The 15446-nt window shown below is 65.8% G+C and carries 16 protein-coding genes and 1 tRNA gene; 12 read left to right on the top strand and 5 right to left on the bottom strand.

Annotation, left to right across the window (positions count from 1 at the left end; translation table 11 throughout):
• Positions 1 to 19 precede the first annotated feature (19 nt).
• The 3 genes from zwf to HNP46_RS12555 are packed head-to-tail and all read left to right on the top strand — an operon-like array spanning position 20 to position 2872.
• Positions 20 to 1489 (top strand): glucose-6-phosphate dehydrogenase, encoded by a 1470-nt coding sequence (zwf, locus tag HNP46_RS12565; protein ID WP_184589321.1) that lies wholly within the window; start codon positions 20 to 22, stop codon positions 1487 to 1489.
• Positions 1476 to 2192, top strand: coding sequence for a 6-phosphogluconolactonase (gene pgl / locus HNP46_RS12560; protein ID WP_184589319.1), 717 nt, complete (start codon positions 1476 to 1478; stop codon positions 2190 to 2192). Before zwf ends, pgl begins: the two co-directional genes overlap by 14 nt.
• A 32-nt stretch (positions 2193 to 2224) precedes the next feature.
• A complete protein-coding gene (locus HNP46_RS12555; protein ID WP_184589317.1) occupies positions 2225 to 2872 on the top strand; it encodes a bifunctional 4-hydroxy-2-oxoglutarate aldolase/2-dehydro-3-deoxy-phosphogluconate aldolase in 648 nt (215 codons plus the stop codon).
• 431 nt (positions 2873 to 3303) lie between these two features.
• On the opposite strand, the gene HNP46_RS12550 is transcribed toward HNP46_RS12555, so the two are convergent.
• From HNP46_RS12550 to HNP46_RS12535, 4 genes are all read right to left on the bottom strand, one after another.
• A complete protein-coding gene (locus tag HNP46_RS12550; protein WP_184589315.1) occupies positions 3304 to 5136 on the bottom strand; it encodes an ABC transporter ATP-binding protein in 1833 nt (610 codons plus the stop codon).
• Between the two features lie 77 nt (positions 5137 to 5213).
• Entirely contained in the window at positions 5214 to 5774 is a 561-nt protein-coding gene (locus tag HNP46_RS12545) for a peptidylprolyl isomerase (RefSeq protein WP_221454952.1), read from the bottom strand.
• A 28-nt stretch (positions 5775 to 5802) separates the two neighbouring features.
• Positions 5803 to 6594: an alpha/beta fold hydrolase gene (locus tag HNP46_RS12540; RefSeq protein ID WP_184589311.1), complete on the bottom strand. Its 792-nt coding sequence runs from the start codon at positions 6592 to 6594 to the stop codon at positions 5803 to 5805.
• Between the two features lie 33 nt (positions 6595 to 6627).
• The gene (locus tag HNP46_RS12535) at positions 6628 to 7554 is read right to left on the bottom strand and encodes a LysR family transcriptional regulator (RefSeq protein WP_184589309.1); all 927 of its coding nucleotides are present in this window, start codon (positions 7552 to 7554) and stop codon (positions 6628 to 6630) included.
• A 54-nt stretch (positions 7555 to 7608) separates the two neighbouring features.
• Between HNP46_RS12535 and HNP46_RS12530 the strand changes: the two genes are divergently transcribed.
• From HNP46_RS12530 to HNP46_RS12490, 9 genes are all read left to right on the top strand, one after another.
• Positions 7609 to 7923, top strand: a complete 315-nt coding sequence (locus tag HNP46_RS12530; RefSeq protein ID WP_184589307.1) for a 3-phosphoglycerate kinase — start codon at positions 7609 to 7611, stop codon at positions 7921 to 7923.
• Positions 7924 to 8062: 139 nt separating this feature from the next.
• Positions 8063 to 8662, top strand: coding sequence for an FMN-dependent NADH-azoreductase (locus HNP46_RS12525; RefSeq protein ID WP_184589305.1), 600 nt, complete (start codon positions 8063 to 8065; stop codon positions 8660 to 8662).
• Positions 8663 to 8864: 202 nt separating this feature from the next.
• Complete coding sequence (ihfB, locus tag HNP46_RS12520; RefSeq protein WP_003091441.1) at positions 8865 to 9149, top strand: integration host factor subunit beta; 285 nt, start codon at positions 8865 to 8867, stop codon at positions 9147 to 9149.
• A 33-nt stretch (positions 9150 to 9182) separates the two neighbouring features.
• Complete coding sequence (locus HNP46_RS12515) at positions 9183 to 9488, top strand: lipopolysaccharide assembly protein LapA domain-containing protein (protein ID WP_184589302.1); 306 nt, start codon at positions 9183 to 9185, stop codon at positions 9486 to 9488.
• Positions 9481 to 10629, top strand: coding sequence for a tetratricopeptide repeat protein (locus HNP46_RS12510; protein WP_184589300.1), 1149 nt, complete (start codon positions 9481 to 9483; stop codon positions 10627 to 10629). The genes HNP46_RS12515 and HNP46_RS12510 overlap by 8 nt, the downstream gene beginning before the upstream one ends.
• 56 nt (positions 10630 to 10685) lie before the next feature.
• Positions 10686 to 11648, top strand: a complete 963-nt coding sequence (locus tag HNP46_RS12505; RefSeq protein WP_184589298.1) for a UDP-glucose 4-epimerase family protein — start codon at positions 10686 to 10688, stop codon at positions 11646 to 11648.
• Positions 11645 to 12670: an MraY family glycosyltransferase gene (locus HNP46_RS12500; RefSeq protein ID WP_184589295.1), complete on the top strand. Its 1026-nt coding sequence runs from the start codon at positions 11645 to 11647 to the stop codon at positions 12668 to 12670. Before HNP46_RS12505 ends, HNP46_RS12500 begins: the two co-directional genes overlap by 4 nt.
• 69 nt (positions 12671 to 12739) lie before the next feature.
• Entirely contained in the window at positions 12740 to 14728 is a 1989-nt protein-coding gene (locus HNP46_RS12495; protein ID WP_184589293.1) for a polysaccharide biosynthesis protein, read from the top strand.
• 193 nt (positions 14729 to 14921) lie between these two features.
• Positions 14922 to 15269 (top strand): ComEA family DNA-binding protein, encoded by a 348-nt coding sequence (locus HNP46_RS12490; protein WP_184589291.1) that lies wholly within the window; start codon positions 14922 to 14924, stop codon positions 15267 to 15269.
• A 94-nt stretch (positions 15270 to 15363) separates the two neighbouring features.
• Here HNP46_RS12490 and HNP46_RS12485 read toward each other — a convergent pair.
• Positions 15364 to 15439 (bottom strand) — tRNA-Asn (locus HNP46_RS12485).
• Positions 15440 to 15446 lie beyond the last annotated feature (7 nt).

Raw genomic sequence — 15446 nt, 5'->3', positions numbered from 1 at the left:
ATTTGGTTGGTAACAACAAATGCCTGAAGTCCGCGTTCTGCCTTGTACCCTTGCCCTGTTCGGCGCCCTGGGCGATCTCGCCCTGCGCAAGCTGCTGCCAGCGCTCTACCAGCTGGACCGCGAAGACCTGCTGCACCCCGCCACGCGCATCCTCGCCCTGGCCCGCGACGACGGCGCCAGCGAAGAGCCCCTGGCGACCATCGAGCGTCGCCTGCGCCAGGCCGTGCCGGCGAAGGAGTGGGACGAGAAGGTGTGGGCCCGCTTCCAGGCGCGCCTGCAGCACCTGAGCATGGATTTCCTCGACGCCGGGTCCTACCAGGCGCTGGCCGAACTGGTCGGTGACGAGCAGACCCTGGTTGCCTACTTCGCCACCGCTGCCTCGGTGTTCGGCGGCATCTGCGAGAACCTCGCCGCCGTTGGTCTCGCCGAGCGCACTCGGGTGGTGCTGGAAAAACCCATCGGCCACGACCTGGAATCCTCCCGCGCGGTAAACGACGCGGTGGCGCGCTTCTTCCCGGAAAACCGCATCTACCGGATCGACCATTACCTGGGCAAGGAGACGGTGCAGAACCTCATCGCGCTGCGCTTCGCCAACAGCCTGTTCGAGACCCAGTGGAACCAGAACCACATCTCCCACGTGGAGATCACCGTGGCCGAGAAGGTCGGCATCGAAGGCCGCTGGGGCTACTTCGACAAGGCCGGCCAGCTGCGCGACATGGTGCAGAACCACCTGCTGCAGCTGCTCTGCCTGATCGCCATGGACCCGCCGGCGAACCTCACCGCCGACAGCATCCGCGACGAGAAGGTGAAAGTGCTGCGCGCGCTGGAGCCGATTGCTCCGGAGCAACTGGCGACTCGCGTGGTGCGTGGCCAGTACACCGCCGGCTACATCGACGGCAAGGCAGTGCCCGGCTATCTCGCCGAGGAAAATGCCAACCCCAACAGCGATGCCGAGACTTTCGTCGCCCTGCGCGTGGATATCCGTAACTGGCGCTGGTCCGGCGTGCCGTTCTACCTGCGCACCGGCAAGCGCATGCCGCAGAAGCTGTCGCAGATCGTCATCCACTTCAAGGAACCGCCGCACTACATCTTCGCTCCGGAACAGCGCTCGCTGATCAGCAACCGCCTGATCATCCGCCTGCAGCCGGACGAGGGCATCTCCCTGCAGGTGATGACCAAGGACCAGGGCCTGGGCAAGGGCATGCAACTGCGCACCGGCCCGCTGCAACTGAATTTTTCCGAAACCTTCCAGACCGCCCGCACGCCGGATGCCTACGAGCGGCTGTTGCTGGAAGTCACGCAGGGCAACCAGAACCTGTTCGTCCGCAAGGATGAGATCGAGGCCGCCTGGACCTGGTGCGACGGCCTGATCGACGGCTGGGGGCGCCTGGGCGAGGAGCCCAAGCCCTATCCGGCCGGCAGTTGGGGGCCGCAGGCGGCCGTTGCCCTGATTGCCCGCGATGGGAGGGACTGGTATGGCGATCTTTGAACCGACACTGAAAGAAGGCATGGCCTGGAAGACCTGGAACAACGCTGCCGAGCAGGCCCGTGGGCTTGCCGATACGGTGGCCGATGCGCTGCGCGAGGCGCTCATCGAGCGCGGCCGTGCATTGCTGGTGGTGTCCGGCGGGCGCAGCCCGGTGGCCTTTCTCGAAGCCCTGAGCGGCGCAGTGCTGGACTGGTCGAAGGTGGCCGTCAGCCTGGCCGACGAGCGCTGGGTGCCCGAGTCGCACCCGGACAGCAATGCCGGGCTGCTGCGTCGTCACCTGTTCAAGGGGGCGGCGGCCAAGGCGCAGTTCATCGGCCTCTACCAGCCGGCGACCAGCCTGGAAGAGGCGGCCGACAAGGCCGACCGCTTCCTCCAGGAACTGACCCTGCCCATTGATGTGCTGGTACTGGGCATGGGCGACGACGGCCATACGGCTTCGCTGTTCCCTGGCAGCGCCAACCTGGTCCAGGCACTCGATCCGGCCGGCAGGCGCCTGTGCCTGCCGATGTGGGCACCCACCGTGCCGCACCAGCGCTTGACCCTGACCCGCTCCGTGCTGCAAGGCGCGCGGGTGCAGATCCTGGCGATCCAGGGCGAGTCCAAGCTGGCCACCCTGAGCCAGGCGCTCGGCGACAACGACGACCAGCGCATGCCGGTCAACGCGTTCCTGCGTGCACCTCTTTCGATCCACTGGTGCCCCTGAGGCACGGAGCTATGGCAATAGGAGCCACCGCAATGTCTGAACAACACATCCAGCAGATCGATGCCCTGGCGCAGCGCGCGCGCATCCTGCCGGTGATCACCATCGACCGCGAGGCGGACATCCTGCCCATGGCGGATGCCCTGGCAGCCGGCGGTATCACCGTTCTGGAAGTGACCTTGCGGACCTCGCTGGGGCTTACCGCGATCCGTCAGCTGAGCGAACAGCGTCCGCAGCTGATCGTCGGCGCCGGCACCGTGCTTGACCCGGAAACCTTCGCCCAGGCGGAGGAGGCGGGGGCGAAGTTCATCGTCACCCCCGGCTGCACCGATGAGTTGCTGCAGTACGCGGTGACGCGCCCGGTACCGTTGCTGCCCGGCGTGGCCACCGCTTCGGAGATCATGGTGGCCTACCGCTTCGGCCTGCGCCGCTTCAAGCTGTTCCCGGCGAAAGTAGCCGGAGGCGTGGAGGCGCTCAAGGCCTTCGGCGGGCCGTTCCCGGATATCCGTTTCTGCCCCACCGGTGGCGTCGGCCCGGACAATCTCAACGACTACTACCGGCTGGCCAACGTGATGTGCGTGGGCGGCAGCTGGATGCTGCCCAAGGCCGCCGTCGACGCGGGCGACTGGGCTACCGTCGAACGCCTGAGCCGCGAGGCGCTGGCGTTGCTGGATACACACTGAGCTGTCCTGATCTGGACATGCCCGGCCTCAGTGCCGGGCTTTTTTATGGACGTTTGAAGTGCTTTTCGTGGGAGCGAGGGGGACGCCTAGTTCTTGCTCGCGAATGGACTTCCCGACGGCTCTGATGCTCAGGCTGTTCGCGAGCAAGGCGATGAATGGAAAGCTCCGCACGTATTGCCATCGTAAGAGCAACTGTCTTCCTCTGGAATGTCCTGTGCCTGGGGTTCCCTCTCCCCCGCCCTCTCCCTGAAGGGAGAGGGAGCCGTATGTGCCGGCTGACGCACTGGTTTCAACCTACGCCGAACCAGTCCCCTCTCCCTTCAGGGAGAGGGTTAGGGAGAGGGCAGACCTTGCGCAGGACTTCACGTAAGCGGACCTCGTCGCGATTCGCGGACGCGGACAAGGTGCGTTCGATTGGTCGGTTCGGTGGATCAATCCACCCCGACAAACCCACCCGTCTGGTGCCGCCACAGCCGCGCATACAGCCCGCCATGGGCGAGCAGCTCGGCATGGCTGCCGCTCTCGACCACGCGGCCGTGCTCCAGCACCACCAGGCGGTCCATGCGGGCGATGGTTGAGAGGCGGTGGGCGATGGCGATCACCGTCTTGCCCTGCATCAGGGTCTCCAGGCTTTCCTGGATCGCCGCTTCCACTTCCGAATCCAGCGCCGAGGTGGCCTCGTCGAGGATCAGGATCGGCGCGTCCTTGAGCAGCACGCGGGTGATCGCGATGCGCTGGCGCTGGCCGCCGGAGAGCTTCACACCGCGCTCGCCGACATGGGCGTCGAGGCCGAAGCGGCCCTCGGCGTCGGACAGCTGCGGGATGAACTCCGAGGCGCGGGCCTTCTGGATCGCGTCCTGCAGTTCCGCCTCGCTGGCGTCCGGGCGACCGTAGAGCAGGTTGTCGCGGATCGAACGGTGCAGCAGCGAGGTGTCCTGGGTGACCATGCCGATCTGCGCGCGCAGGCTTTCCTGGGTGACGTGGGCGATGTCCTGGCCATCGATCAGGATGCGTCCGCCTTCGAGGTCATACAGGCGCAGCAGCAGGTTCACCAGGGTCGACTTGCCGGCGCCGGACGGGCCGACCAGGCCGATCTTCTCGCCGGGGCGCACGGTCAGGTCGAGGCCGCTGATCAGCCCGCCGCCCTTGCCGTAGCTGAAGGCCACCTGGTCGAAGCGTACTTCGCCATGCTTCACCAGCAGCGGCTTGGCGTCCGGCGCGTCGATCACCTGGCGGGGCAGGGCGATGGTCTGCATGCCGTCCTGCACCTGGCCGACGTTCTCGAAGATGCCGCCAACCACCCACATGATCCAGCCGGACATGTTGTTGATGCGGATCACCAGGCCGGTGGCCAGGGCAATGGCGCCCACCGAGATCAGCGACTGGGTCCACAGCCACAGGGCCAGGCCGGTGGTGCCGGCGATCAGCAGGCCGTTGAGGATGGTGATGGTGACGTCCATCGAGGTCACCACGCGCCCGGCGCGCTGGGCCTTGCGGGTCTGGTCGTCGATGGCTTCGCGGGCGTAGTCCTCTTCCTGGCGCGTGTGGGCGAACAGCTTGAGGGTGGTGATGTTGGTGTAGCCGTCGACGATGCGGCCCATCAGCTTGGAACGCGACTCCGAGGCGACCACCGAGCGGTGCTTCACCTGGGGGATGAAGTAGCCCAGAGCGCCGACGTAACCGATCACCCACAGCACCAGCGGGATCATCAGGCGCCAGTCGGCTTCGGCGAACAGCACCAGGGCGCTGAGGGTGTAGATCAGCACGTGCCAGATCGCATCGACCACCTGCACGGCGGAGTCACGCAGCGAGTTGCCGGTCTGCATGATGCGCTGGGCGATGCGCCCGGCAAAGTCGTTCTGGAAGAAGCCCAGGCTCTGCTTGAGCACGTAGCGGTGGTTCTGCCAGCGGATCAGGTTGGTCATGCTGGGGTTGATGCTCTGGTGCACCAGCATGTCGTGCAGGCCGTTGAACAGCGGGCGCAGGACCAGCGCGACGACGGCCATCCAGATCAGCTCGCGGCCGTGCCGGGTGAAGAAGTCGGCGGGGGCGGTGCCCTGGGCAAGGTCGACGATGCGGCCCAGGTAGCTGAACAGCGCCACTTCGATCAGCGCGACGATCAGGCCGACGAAGAGCAGGGCGAGGAATACCGGCCAGACCTGGCGCAGGTAGTAGACGTAGAAGCGGACGACATCGGAGGGCGGCATGCGCTCGGGGACGTCGCGGAAGGGATCGATCAGACGCTCGAAACGACGGTAAAGCATGATGGCTCTCGGGTTGTGTCGGCGAGCCCGTCCCGGGCCCGCCTGGAATGGCCTCCGTCAGCCGTAATCGTGGAAACTTACAGACGCTTGGCGGAGAGGATGACCACCGGGGTGGTCGGTACGTCCTGGAACATGCCCTTGTTGCCGGTCTTCACCCCGGCGATCTGGTCGACCACGCCCATGCCGCGCACGACCTTGCCGAACACCGCGTAGCCGAAGTCGCGGGCGCCGTGGTCGAGGAAGCCGTTGTCGTTCAGGTTGATGAAGAACTGGCTGGTGGCGGAGTTGACGTCGCTGGTGCGCGCCATGGCCAGGGTGCCGCGCTCGTTGAGCAGGCCGTTGTCGGCCTCGTTCTTGATCGGTGCCTGGGTGTCCTTCTCCTTCATGGCCTCGGTGAAACCACCACCCTGGATCATGAAGTTGGGAATCACGCGGTGGAAGATGGTTCCGTTGTAGAAGCCGCTGTCGACGTAGGACAGGTAGTTCTTCACGGAAATCGGTGCCTTGTCGGCGTACAGCTCGATTTCGATTTCACCGGAGGTGGTGGTCAGCACGACGTGCGGCTTGTTGGCGTCGGCGGCAAGCGCCGAGCCGGCCAGGACCAGGGAGCAGGCGGCGAGCAGGAAGCGTTTGAACAGGGTCATTTGGCGGATGTTTCCTGAAGGTCTAGGGATGGTCGACCTGCTCGAGGAAGCCGAGCAGGGTGGTATTGAATCTTTCCGGCTGGTCCAGCGGCGTCGCGTGGCGCGAATCCTCGATCACCACCAGGCGCGCGTTGGGCATGCGTCCGACGTAGGCCTGCTTGAGCGAGACCGGGGTGTAGTCGCGGTCGGCGCTGATCACCAGGGTTGGACAGGTTATGCGCGCCAGGCGTTCCTGCACACCCCAGCCGATGATGGCGTGCAGGCTGGAGAGGTAGGCGCGCTTGTCGTTCTGCGGCCAGCGCTGCTGGATCTTGCGGCGCAGGTCGCTCTGTTCGGGCTTGGGGAACAGCATTTTGCCCAGCGCCTTGCCCACCGTGTCGAGGCCCAGCACGTGGGCGAGGAACAGCCGGCGCGCCACTTCCAGGTAGTCGCGCAGGCTGCGCGGCTTTACTTCCGGGGCGCTGTTGACGATGGTCAGGCTGTTCAGCCGGTCCGGCCAGCGGGTGGCCAGTTCGAAGCCGATCATGCCGCCCATGCTGATGCCCACCAGATGCACGCGCCCCAGCTTGAGGTGGTCGAGCAGGGCGATCACGTCCTCGGCGAAGGCGGCGATGCTGTAGCGTTGGCGTGGCTTGTCCGACTGGCCATGACCGCGCACGTCGAGGGCGATCACGCGGTGGCGCTTCTCCAGTTCCGGTACCTGGTATTCCCAGTCGCGGGTGCTGGAACCCAGGCCGTGCACCAGCAGCACCGGCGTGCCGAATCCGCTTTCCTCGTAGTGCAGGCGGTGACCGGCGTGGTCGAAGAACGGCATGGCGGGCGAGCTCCTTTTCCGTGGGGCCCAGGCTCAGGCCGGGCTCTCGGGCGCGGCGAAATGGGCATCCAGTGGCACGTTGGCGTACGCGGTGAGCAGCTCGACGAGGATCTGCGTGGCCGGACCCAGGGGTTTTTCCTTGTTCGGATAAAGATAGAAGCGGCTCTCGCGTACGCCGCCCTGTTTCATCGGCAGCGGCTTGAGCTGACCGTCGCGCAGCTCGCGCTCGATCATGTGCCGCGGCAGCCAGGCGAAGCCCAGGCCGTTGCTAACGAAGGTGGCGGCTGTGGCCAGGCTGCCCACCGTCCAGCGCTGCTCGGCGCCGAGCCAGCCGACATCGCGCGGCTGCAGACGACCGGAGTCGCGGATCACCACCTGCATCTGGGTTTCCAGGTCCTGGTGGGTCACCTCGCGTTGCAGGCGATGCAGCGGATGGTCGGGGTGGGCGACGGCGACGAAGTCCACCACGCTGAGGTCGGCGCCCAGGTGGCCGGCAATGTTCAGGCCGCTGATGGCCAGGTCCGCATGGCCCTGCACCAGCGCCTCTTCCACGCCGGACAGCACTTCCTCGCGCAGCAGCACGCGGCAACCGCGGCTCTGCGGCATGAACGCGGAAAGCGAGCGCACCAGGCGCACGGTGGGGTAGGCGGCGTCGACCACCAGGCGCACCTCCGGCTCCCAGCCCTGTTCCATGTGGTGGGCCAGTTCTTCCAGTTGCCCGGCGGATTTCACCAGTTGCCGCGAGCGGCGCAGCAGCACCTCGCCGGCCTCGGTGAGCACGGCCTTGCGCCCGTCGATGCGCAGCAGCGGCACGCCGAGCTGTTCCTGCATGCGCGCCACGGTATAGCTGATCGACGACTGCGAACGGTGCAGGGCTTCCGCCGCCTGGGCGAAGCCGCCGTGGTCGACCACGGCCTGCAGGGTTCTCCACTGATCCAGGGTAACGCGGGGCGCTTTCATCCTCGCTTCCTCTTGTCTAATCTGGCGCTCTCGGGAAAACCACAAGAGATCGCCATGAAAAAATTCTGTTGCGCCGTGCTGGCACTGCTGCCGCTGACTGCCCTGGCCTATCCCATCGAGGTGGAGAAGACCCTCAATGGCGCCGAGGTGGACTACGAGACCCAGGACATCGGCGACCAGATGGGCGCCATCCTGCTGCGCAACAATGGCCAGCAGCCGGCGACCTGCACCGCGGTCTTCGTCAACGGTCCGGAAACCCCGCACGTGCGCAAGGCCACCGTCGCGCCGGGCAAGCAGGCCAACCTGACCTCCAGCTTCAGCCGTGCGGTGATCAAGTTGCGGATCAAGCTGACCTGCACGCCGGGCTGATGGCCACAGGGTAGAAGCAGCGCTGTCGAAAATCAATTTATTCGATCATTAGTAGCGATTAATTCCGCTTTTTAATCGATTTATCCATCTTTAGCATGGCCTCCATCGACACAGTCAACGACCGATGGAGGTCCAGTCCATGTCCCGCGTTCTCGTCATCGAAAGCAGTGCCCGTCAGGAAGGTTCCGTTTCCCGCCAGCTGACCCGCGATTTCATCGCCCAGTGGCAGGCCGCCCACCCGGCCGACGAGATCCAGGTCCGCGACCTGGCCGTCGAACAGGTGCCGCACCTGGACGCCAACCTGCTGGGCGGCTGGATGAAGCCGGCGCAGGAGCACAGCGACATCGAGCGCGCCGCGCTGGAGCGCTCCAACCTGCTGACCGCCGAGCTGCAGGCTGCCGACGTGCTGGTGCTGGCCGCGCCGATGTACAACTTCGCCATCCCCAGCACCCTGAAATCCTGGCTGGACCACGTCCTGCGCGCCGGGGTCACCTTCAAGTACACCGAGAGCGGTCCGCAGGGCCTGCTCGGTGGCAAGCGGGCCTTCGTCCTGACCAGCCGCGGCGGCGTCTACGCCGGCGGTGCGCTGGACCACCAGGAACCCTACCTGCGCCAGGCGCTGGGCTTCGTCGGCATCCATGACGTCACCTTTATCCACGCCGAAGGCCTGAACATGGGCGGTGAGTTCGCCGAAAAGGGTCTGGCCAAGGCCAAGGCCCAGCTGGCCGCCATCGCCTGATCGATCCGCTCTCCCTTGCGCGCCCTTTCGCTCCTGGGCGCGACCCTGGCCGATCCGCTCCCCGCAGGATCGGCCATTTTTTATCCGGTGCGCGCTGCAGCGGGTGGAAAACACATCCTTTCCCTTCGGGCTGTTCAAAGCATGACCAGCATGCTAAAAGAACCTAGAGCTGATCTAGCCGCTTGAAAAAGAAGGGAAAACCATGACCAAGTCGGAGTTGATCGAGAGAATCGTCACCCATCAGGGGCAGCTTTCCGCCAAGGACGTGGAGCTGGCGATCAAGACCATGCTTGAGCAAATGTCCCAGGCTCTGGCGACGGGGGATCGCATCGAAATCCGGGGGTTCGGCAGTTTCTCTCTGCACTACCGTGCACCGCGTGTCGGGCGTAATCCGAAGACCGGCGAGTCCGTGCGCCTGGACGGCAAGTTCGTCCCGCACTTCAAGCCCGGCAAGGAGCTGCGCGACCGCGTCAACGAACCCGAGTGACCCCGGGGTATCCGTCTTCAAGAAGGAGTGTCCATGCTTCGGGCAAAGCGTTTCCTGCTGATTCTGGCGCTGGTCGTCCTGGCCGCCGTCGTCGTGGTTTTCGTCCTGGAAAACCTGCAATCGACCCAATTGACCTTCCTTGGCTGGCAGTCGCCGCAGTGGCCGCTGGTGGTCTTCATTTCCCTGGCCTTCATTCTCGGCGGCGTGATCGGTCTGCTGCTGAGCCTGCCCTTCCGCGCGAAGACGCATGCGCGCATGAGCGGCCTGCGCTCCGAAGTCACCCGCTTCCGCAAGGAGAATGACGCGCTGCGTGAAAAGTCGCTGACGGATCATGCCTAGCGTCATCGCCACGCTGTTCTTCTTCTGCGCCCTGGCCATCGGCTGGTGGCTGGGCCGCCGTTCGCTGGCGCGCCCCCCCGCGGCCGCGCAGGAGACCCTCAGGGCGCGCGTCCACAGCATGCACAACCTGCTGGAGCGCCATTCCGACGATGCCCTGGAGAGCCTGTCCCAGGGCCTGGTGGTCAGTCCGGAAACCCTTGAAAGCCACCTGCATGTGGGCAACCTGTTCCGCCGTCGCGGTGATATCGAGAAAGCCATTCACATCCACCAGGACCTGCTCGGTCGTGCCGGCGAGGATGGCTCGCTGGTGGCGCAGGTACGCCTGGAGCTGGCCCGCGACTATATCGCCGGCGGCCTGCTGGGCAGCGCCGAGGAACTGCTCGACGAGCTGACGCAGCAGGGTGACGAGCCGATTTCCCTGGAGGCCCTGGACGAGCAGCGGCTGATCTGCGAGCGGGAAAAGAGCTGGTCGCGAGCCATCGAACTGGCGGCCCGGCTGGTGCCCAGCCGTCCCGAGCTGAGTGCCGCGCTGGCCAACTACTACTGCGAACTGGCCCAGGAAAAAGCCAGGAGCGGCGACCGCAGCGCGATGCAGGAACTGCTGCGCGAGGCGCGGCGGGTGGACCGGCATTGCGTGCGCGCGCTGCTGATGCGCCTGGACTGCGAGCTGTGGCGCCAGGACCAGCCTGCCGCCGTCGCCACCCTCGGCGAGCTGGTCCGCGATGCCAAGGCCTTCCTCGGCGAGATCGTGCCGGTGCTGCGCCGCCATGACGGCCTGGCCCGGCCCGAGATACTCGCCTGCCTGCGCGAGCTGGCCGGCAGCGAGGAGATGCCGCCCGCGGTGCTCGCCATGCTGGCGGCAAGCGGACTGCCGGGACAGGCGCAGTGGTGCGATCGCCTGCTGCAGCGCGTCGAGCGCCATCCTTCCTGGCAGGGCGTGGGCGAGTACCTCGAAGTGGTTGACGGCAAATGTGACAAAGATTCGCCTACGGGAAAAATCGCTCCAATAATCATCGGCTTGTATAAGACAATGGCGCGCTACCGCTGCGGCAAGTGCGGCTTCGCCGGGCGCGAGCTGCACTGGCAGTGTCCCAGTTGCCACGCCTGGAATGCGCTGCGGCCGGTGATCTCGCCCCTCTAGCGACTCCGCTCAAAACATGGAAGACGCCGCTGGCGTCAGGTTCTGCAGGTACTGGATTGAAGGTTCTATTGACGGGCGCGACGGGATTCGTCGGCCGAGGCTTGCTGGCGCGTTTGGAGCGGGAGGAGGGCGTGCAGCTGCGCGTCGCCGTCCGCGATAGCGCTTCAGCCCTGCCGGATCGGGTCGAGGTGTTCCGCATCGACGGGTTGAGCGCGACGCAGCCCTGGGGCGATGCACTGCGCGGCGTCGACGTGATCATTCATGCTGCTGCCCGGGTCCATGTGATGGAAGAGCAGTCTGCCGACCCACTGGCGGCCTTTCGCGCGGTGAATGTCGAGGCGACCCGGCAGCTGGCGCGGCAGGCCATCGAGGCCGGGGTGAAGCGGCTGGTGTTCGTCAGCTCGATCAAGGTCAATGGCGAGGAGACTGCACCCGGCCGACCCTTTACCGCCGACGCGCCTGCGGCACCGCAGGACCCTTACGGCCAGTCGAAGCGGGAGGCCGAAGAGGCCCTGTTCGAGCTGGCCGCGCGCAGCGACCTGGAAGTGGTGGTGGTGCGTCCGCCGCTGGTCTACGGACCGGGAGTGAAAGCCAATTTCGCCAGCCTGATGGGGGCGCTGCAGCGGCGTCTGCCGCTGCCCTTCGCGTCCATCGACAATCGCCGCAGCCTGGTGGCACGGGATAACCTGGTCGACCTGCTGCTGCTCTGCGCGCGTCATCCGCAGGCGGCCGGACAGATCTTCCTGGCCGGCGACGGCGAGGACCTGTCGACGGCGCAGCTGTGCCGCCGGCTGAGTCTGGCCCTGGGCGTTCGACCGCGTCTGCTGCCGGTTCCGCCGGCGGCGTTGCGCCTGCTCGGTCGCCTGAGCGGACGCAGCGCGCAGGTCCAGCGCCTGCTGGGGTCCCTGCAGGTGGATATTTCGGTAGCCCGCGAGCGCCTGGGCTGGACGCCCCCAGTGGCTGTCGACCAGGCTTTGCGCGAGACTGCGGCAGCCTTCTGCGGCGGTGCGCAGCGATGAATATGGGCGTGCTCCTGCTCCTCGTCCTGCTCGCCTCCTGGGCCATGACTGCCGGCGTGCGCCGCTATGCCCTGGCGCGCAGCATCATGGATATCCCCAATGCCCGCAGCTCGCATCGGACTCCCACCCCGCGTGGCGGCGGTGTCGCCATCGTGCTGGCCTTCCTCGGCTTCCTGCCGCTGGCGGGTGTGCTCGGTGCAGTCGACGGGCGCAGCCTGTTGGCCCTGCTGCCGGCCGGCGCCTGGGTCGCGGCCATTGGCTTCCTCGACGACCACCGTCATATTCCGGCGCGCTGGCGCCTGCTCGGGCATTTTGTCGGCGCTGGCTGGTTGCTCTATGGGCTCGGTGGGCTGCCCGCGCTGCCGATGCCCTGGGGGATGCTCGACCTGGGACTGTTCGGCGATGTGCTGGCCCTGGTGTTCCTGGTCTGGCTGCTCAACCTGTACAACTTCATGGATGGCATCGACGGTATCGCCGGCCTGGAAGCCATCAGCGTCTGCGCCGCTGCCGCGGTGTGCTGCTGGCTGTCGGGGGCTCAGCAGCTGGTGTGGCTGCCGTTGATCCTGGGCATGGCGTCGGCCGGGTTCCTGGTATGGAATTTCCCGCCGGCACGGATCTTCATGGGCGATGCCGGCAGCGGTTTCCTCGGTCTGATGCTTGGCGGCCTGGCGCTGCAGGCAGGGACTGTGGCGCCGCAGCTGATCTGGAGCTGGCTGATCCTGCTCGGCGTTTTCGTGGTCGATGCCAGCTTCACCCTGGTGCATCGCCTGTTGCGCGGCGAGCGGGTCTACGAGGCGCATCGCAGCCACGCTTACCAGCGCGCATCACGCCGCCATGGCAGCCATCTGAAGGTGTCGCTGGCGGTCACCGCAATCAATCTGCTGTGGTTGCTGCCACTGGCCGTGCTGGTCAGCCTGGGGAAAGTTTCCGGTCTGTTGGCGCTGATTTTGGCCTATGCTCCGTTGGTGCTTGTCGTAGCTCATCTGGGTGCTGGTCGTCCGGATGATCAGGAAGTGAGCTGAACTCCAGCGGATTTGGTGGTCAATGTAGCGGGGGCGCCGATTTCCCGCTCCGGATAAGGACAAGCGCAAATGCTCCGAGAACGCCTGCTGAGGCTTCCGAGACGATACAAGCGGCTGCTGCAGGTTGCGACCGACATCACCCTGGTGTGGTTTTCCCTCTGGCTGGCCTTCATCGTGCGCCTGGGCGCGGATGATCTCGAGTACCCGGTCCGTGTGCACGGCTGGCTGTTCGCTGCCGCGCCGCTGGTGGCCATCCCGCTGTTCATCCGCTTCGGCATGTACCGGGCGGTCATGCGCTACCTGGGCAACGACGCGCTGATTGCGATCTGGAAAGCGGTCACGGTGTCGGCCCTGCTGCTCTCGCTGGTGGTCTACTGGAATCGCTCGGTCACCGAGGCGGTGCCACGTTCGCTGGTGCTCAACTACTGGTGGCTCAGCCTGCTGATGATCGGCGGTCTGCGCCTGGCCATGCGGCAGTACTTCATGGGCGACTGGTACAGCACGGTGCAGGCGGTGCCTTTCCTCAAGCAGCAGGACGGCCTGCCCAAGGTCGCCATCTATGGCGCGGGTTCCGCCGGTAACCAGTTGGTGGCGGCGCTACGCCTGGGGCGGGCGATGCGGCCGGTGGCGTTCATCGATGACGACGACGAGATCGCCAACCGGGTGATCGCCGGCCTGCGGGTGTTCAAGCCCAAGCACCTGCAACAGATGATCGACGAGACTGGAGCGCAGGAGGTCCTGCTGGCGATTCCTTCCGCCACCCGCTCGCGTCGTCGTGAGATCCTCGGTCTGCTGGAACCCTATCCGCTGCACGTGCGAAGCGTGCCGGGGTTCATCGAGCTGGCCAACGGCCGGGTGCGGGTGGACGACATCCAGGAGGTCGACATCGCCGACCTGCTCGGGCGCGACCCGGTCGCGCCGCGCAAGGAACTGTTCGAACACTGCATCCGCGGCGAAGTGGTGATGGTCACCGGCGCCGGCGGCTCCATCGGCTCGGAGCTGTGCCGGCAGATACTCGGTTCGTCACCGACCGTGGTGGTGCTCTTCGAGCACAGCGAATACAACCTGTACCGCGTCCACCAGGAGCTGGAGAACCGCATCAAGCGCGAGTCCCTGGCGGTGCAGCTGGTGCCGATCCTGGGCTCGGTGCGCAATCCCGAGCGCCTGCTGGATGTGATGCGTACCTGGAAGGTGGCCACCGTCTACCACGCGGCGGCCTACAAGCATGTGCCCATCGTCGAGCACAACATTTCCGAGGGCGTGCTGAACAATGTGATGGGCACGCTGTACACCGCTCAGGTGGCGGTGCAGGCTGGCGTCCAGCATTTCGTGCTGATCTCCACCGACAAGGCGGTGCGGCCGACCAACGTGATGGGCAGCACCAAGCGCCTGGCGGAGATGATCCTCCAGGCCCTGAGCCAGGAGTCGGCGCCGGTGCTGTTCGGCGACAAGTCCGGGGTGCACCAGGTCAACAAGACCCGCTTCACCATGGTCCGCTTTGGCAACGTACTGGGCTCGTCGGGCTCGGTGATCCCGCTGTTCCGCGAGCAGATTCGCCGCGGCGGCCCGGTGACCGTGACCCATCCGGGGATCACGCGGTACTTCATGACCATTCCCGAAGCCGCCCAGCTGGTGATCCAGGCCGGCTCCATGGGCCGCGGCGGCGACGTCTTCGTGCTGGACATGGGCCAGCCGGTGAAGATCCTCGAACTGGCCGAGCGGATGGTCCACCTGTCCGGCCTGAGCGTGCGTTCCGAGCGCAATCCGCAAGGCGATATTTCCATCGAGTTCAGCGGCCTGCGTCCGGGCGAGAAGCTCTACGAGGAGCTGTTGATTGGCGACAACGTCAGTGCCACCGAGCACCCGATGATCATGAAGGCCAACGAGGAGCTTTTGCCCTGGGAGGGCTTCAAGCCGGTGCTGGCCGACCTGCTCAGGGCGGTGGACCAGGGCAACTACGCACGGGTGCGGCAATTGCTGCGGGAAACCGTCAGCGGCTACTGCCCGGAAGGCGACATCGTCGATCTCATCCACCAACAGCGGCGGATGGAGCCCTGATCCGCCGCTGCTAGCAGGCTTCGGCGCAGGCGCATCCGCGAGCGCTGTCAGGTTATTCCCGGTGAAATGTCAGGGGCGGCGGAAACTGCCGCCGACTCTCTAAACCGGCAGTTTCAGGGGTGTTTCCAGCGATATGGTTTGGCGGCGGGTGCATGGGCGCCCGCCTCGAAACCTACAGGGCTGGGAACGATTCATGAAAAGAACGCTGCTTTCCGTTGCAAGCATGCTCCTGCTGGCAAGCCTCTCCTTCGGCGGTGCCGCCCAGGCCGCCACGAAACCCGATCCCGCGACCCAACCTGCCGCCCAGGCGCCGGCGCCCGCAGGCAAGGCGCCGGTCTCGTCGGTCGAGGCGGTGAACATCAACACGGCCTCCGCCGAGGAGCTGCAGAAGTCGATGAAGGGCATCGGCAAGGTCAAGGCCCAGGCCATCGTCGATTACCGCAGCGCACACGGCCCCTTCACCACGGTCGACCAGTTGCTGGAAGTGAAGGGCATCGGCAAGGGCACCCTGGACAAGAACCGCGACCGGGTTTCGCTCTGAGCGCTGATCGGTTGCAATGAGGAAAGCCGGTCGATGACCGGCTTTTTCATGCCCAATAAAAAAGCCCCCGGCGTGTGCCGAGGGCTTTGAATTTTGGCTCCGCGACCTGGACTCGAACCAGGGACCCAATGATTAACAGTCATTTGCTCTACCGACTGAGCTATCGCGGAACAACGG

The organism is Pseudomonas nitroreducens (assembly GCF_014204515.1).
Classification (GTDB): domain Bacteria; phylum Pseudomonadota; class Gammaproteobacteria; order Pseudomonadales; family Pseudomonadaceae; genus Pseudomonas; species Pseudomonas nitritireducens_A.
Note: the sequence above shows the minus strand (reverse complement) of the source record. Positions and strands in the feature narration are given on the sequence as shown.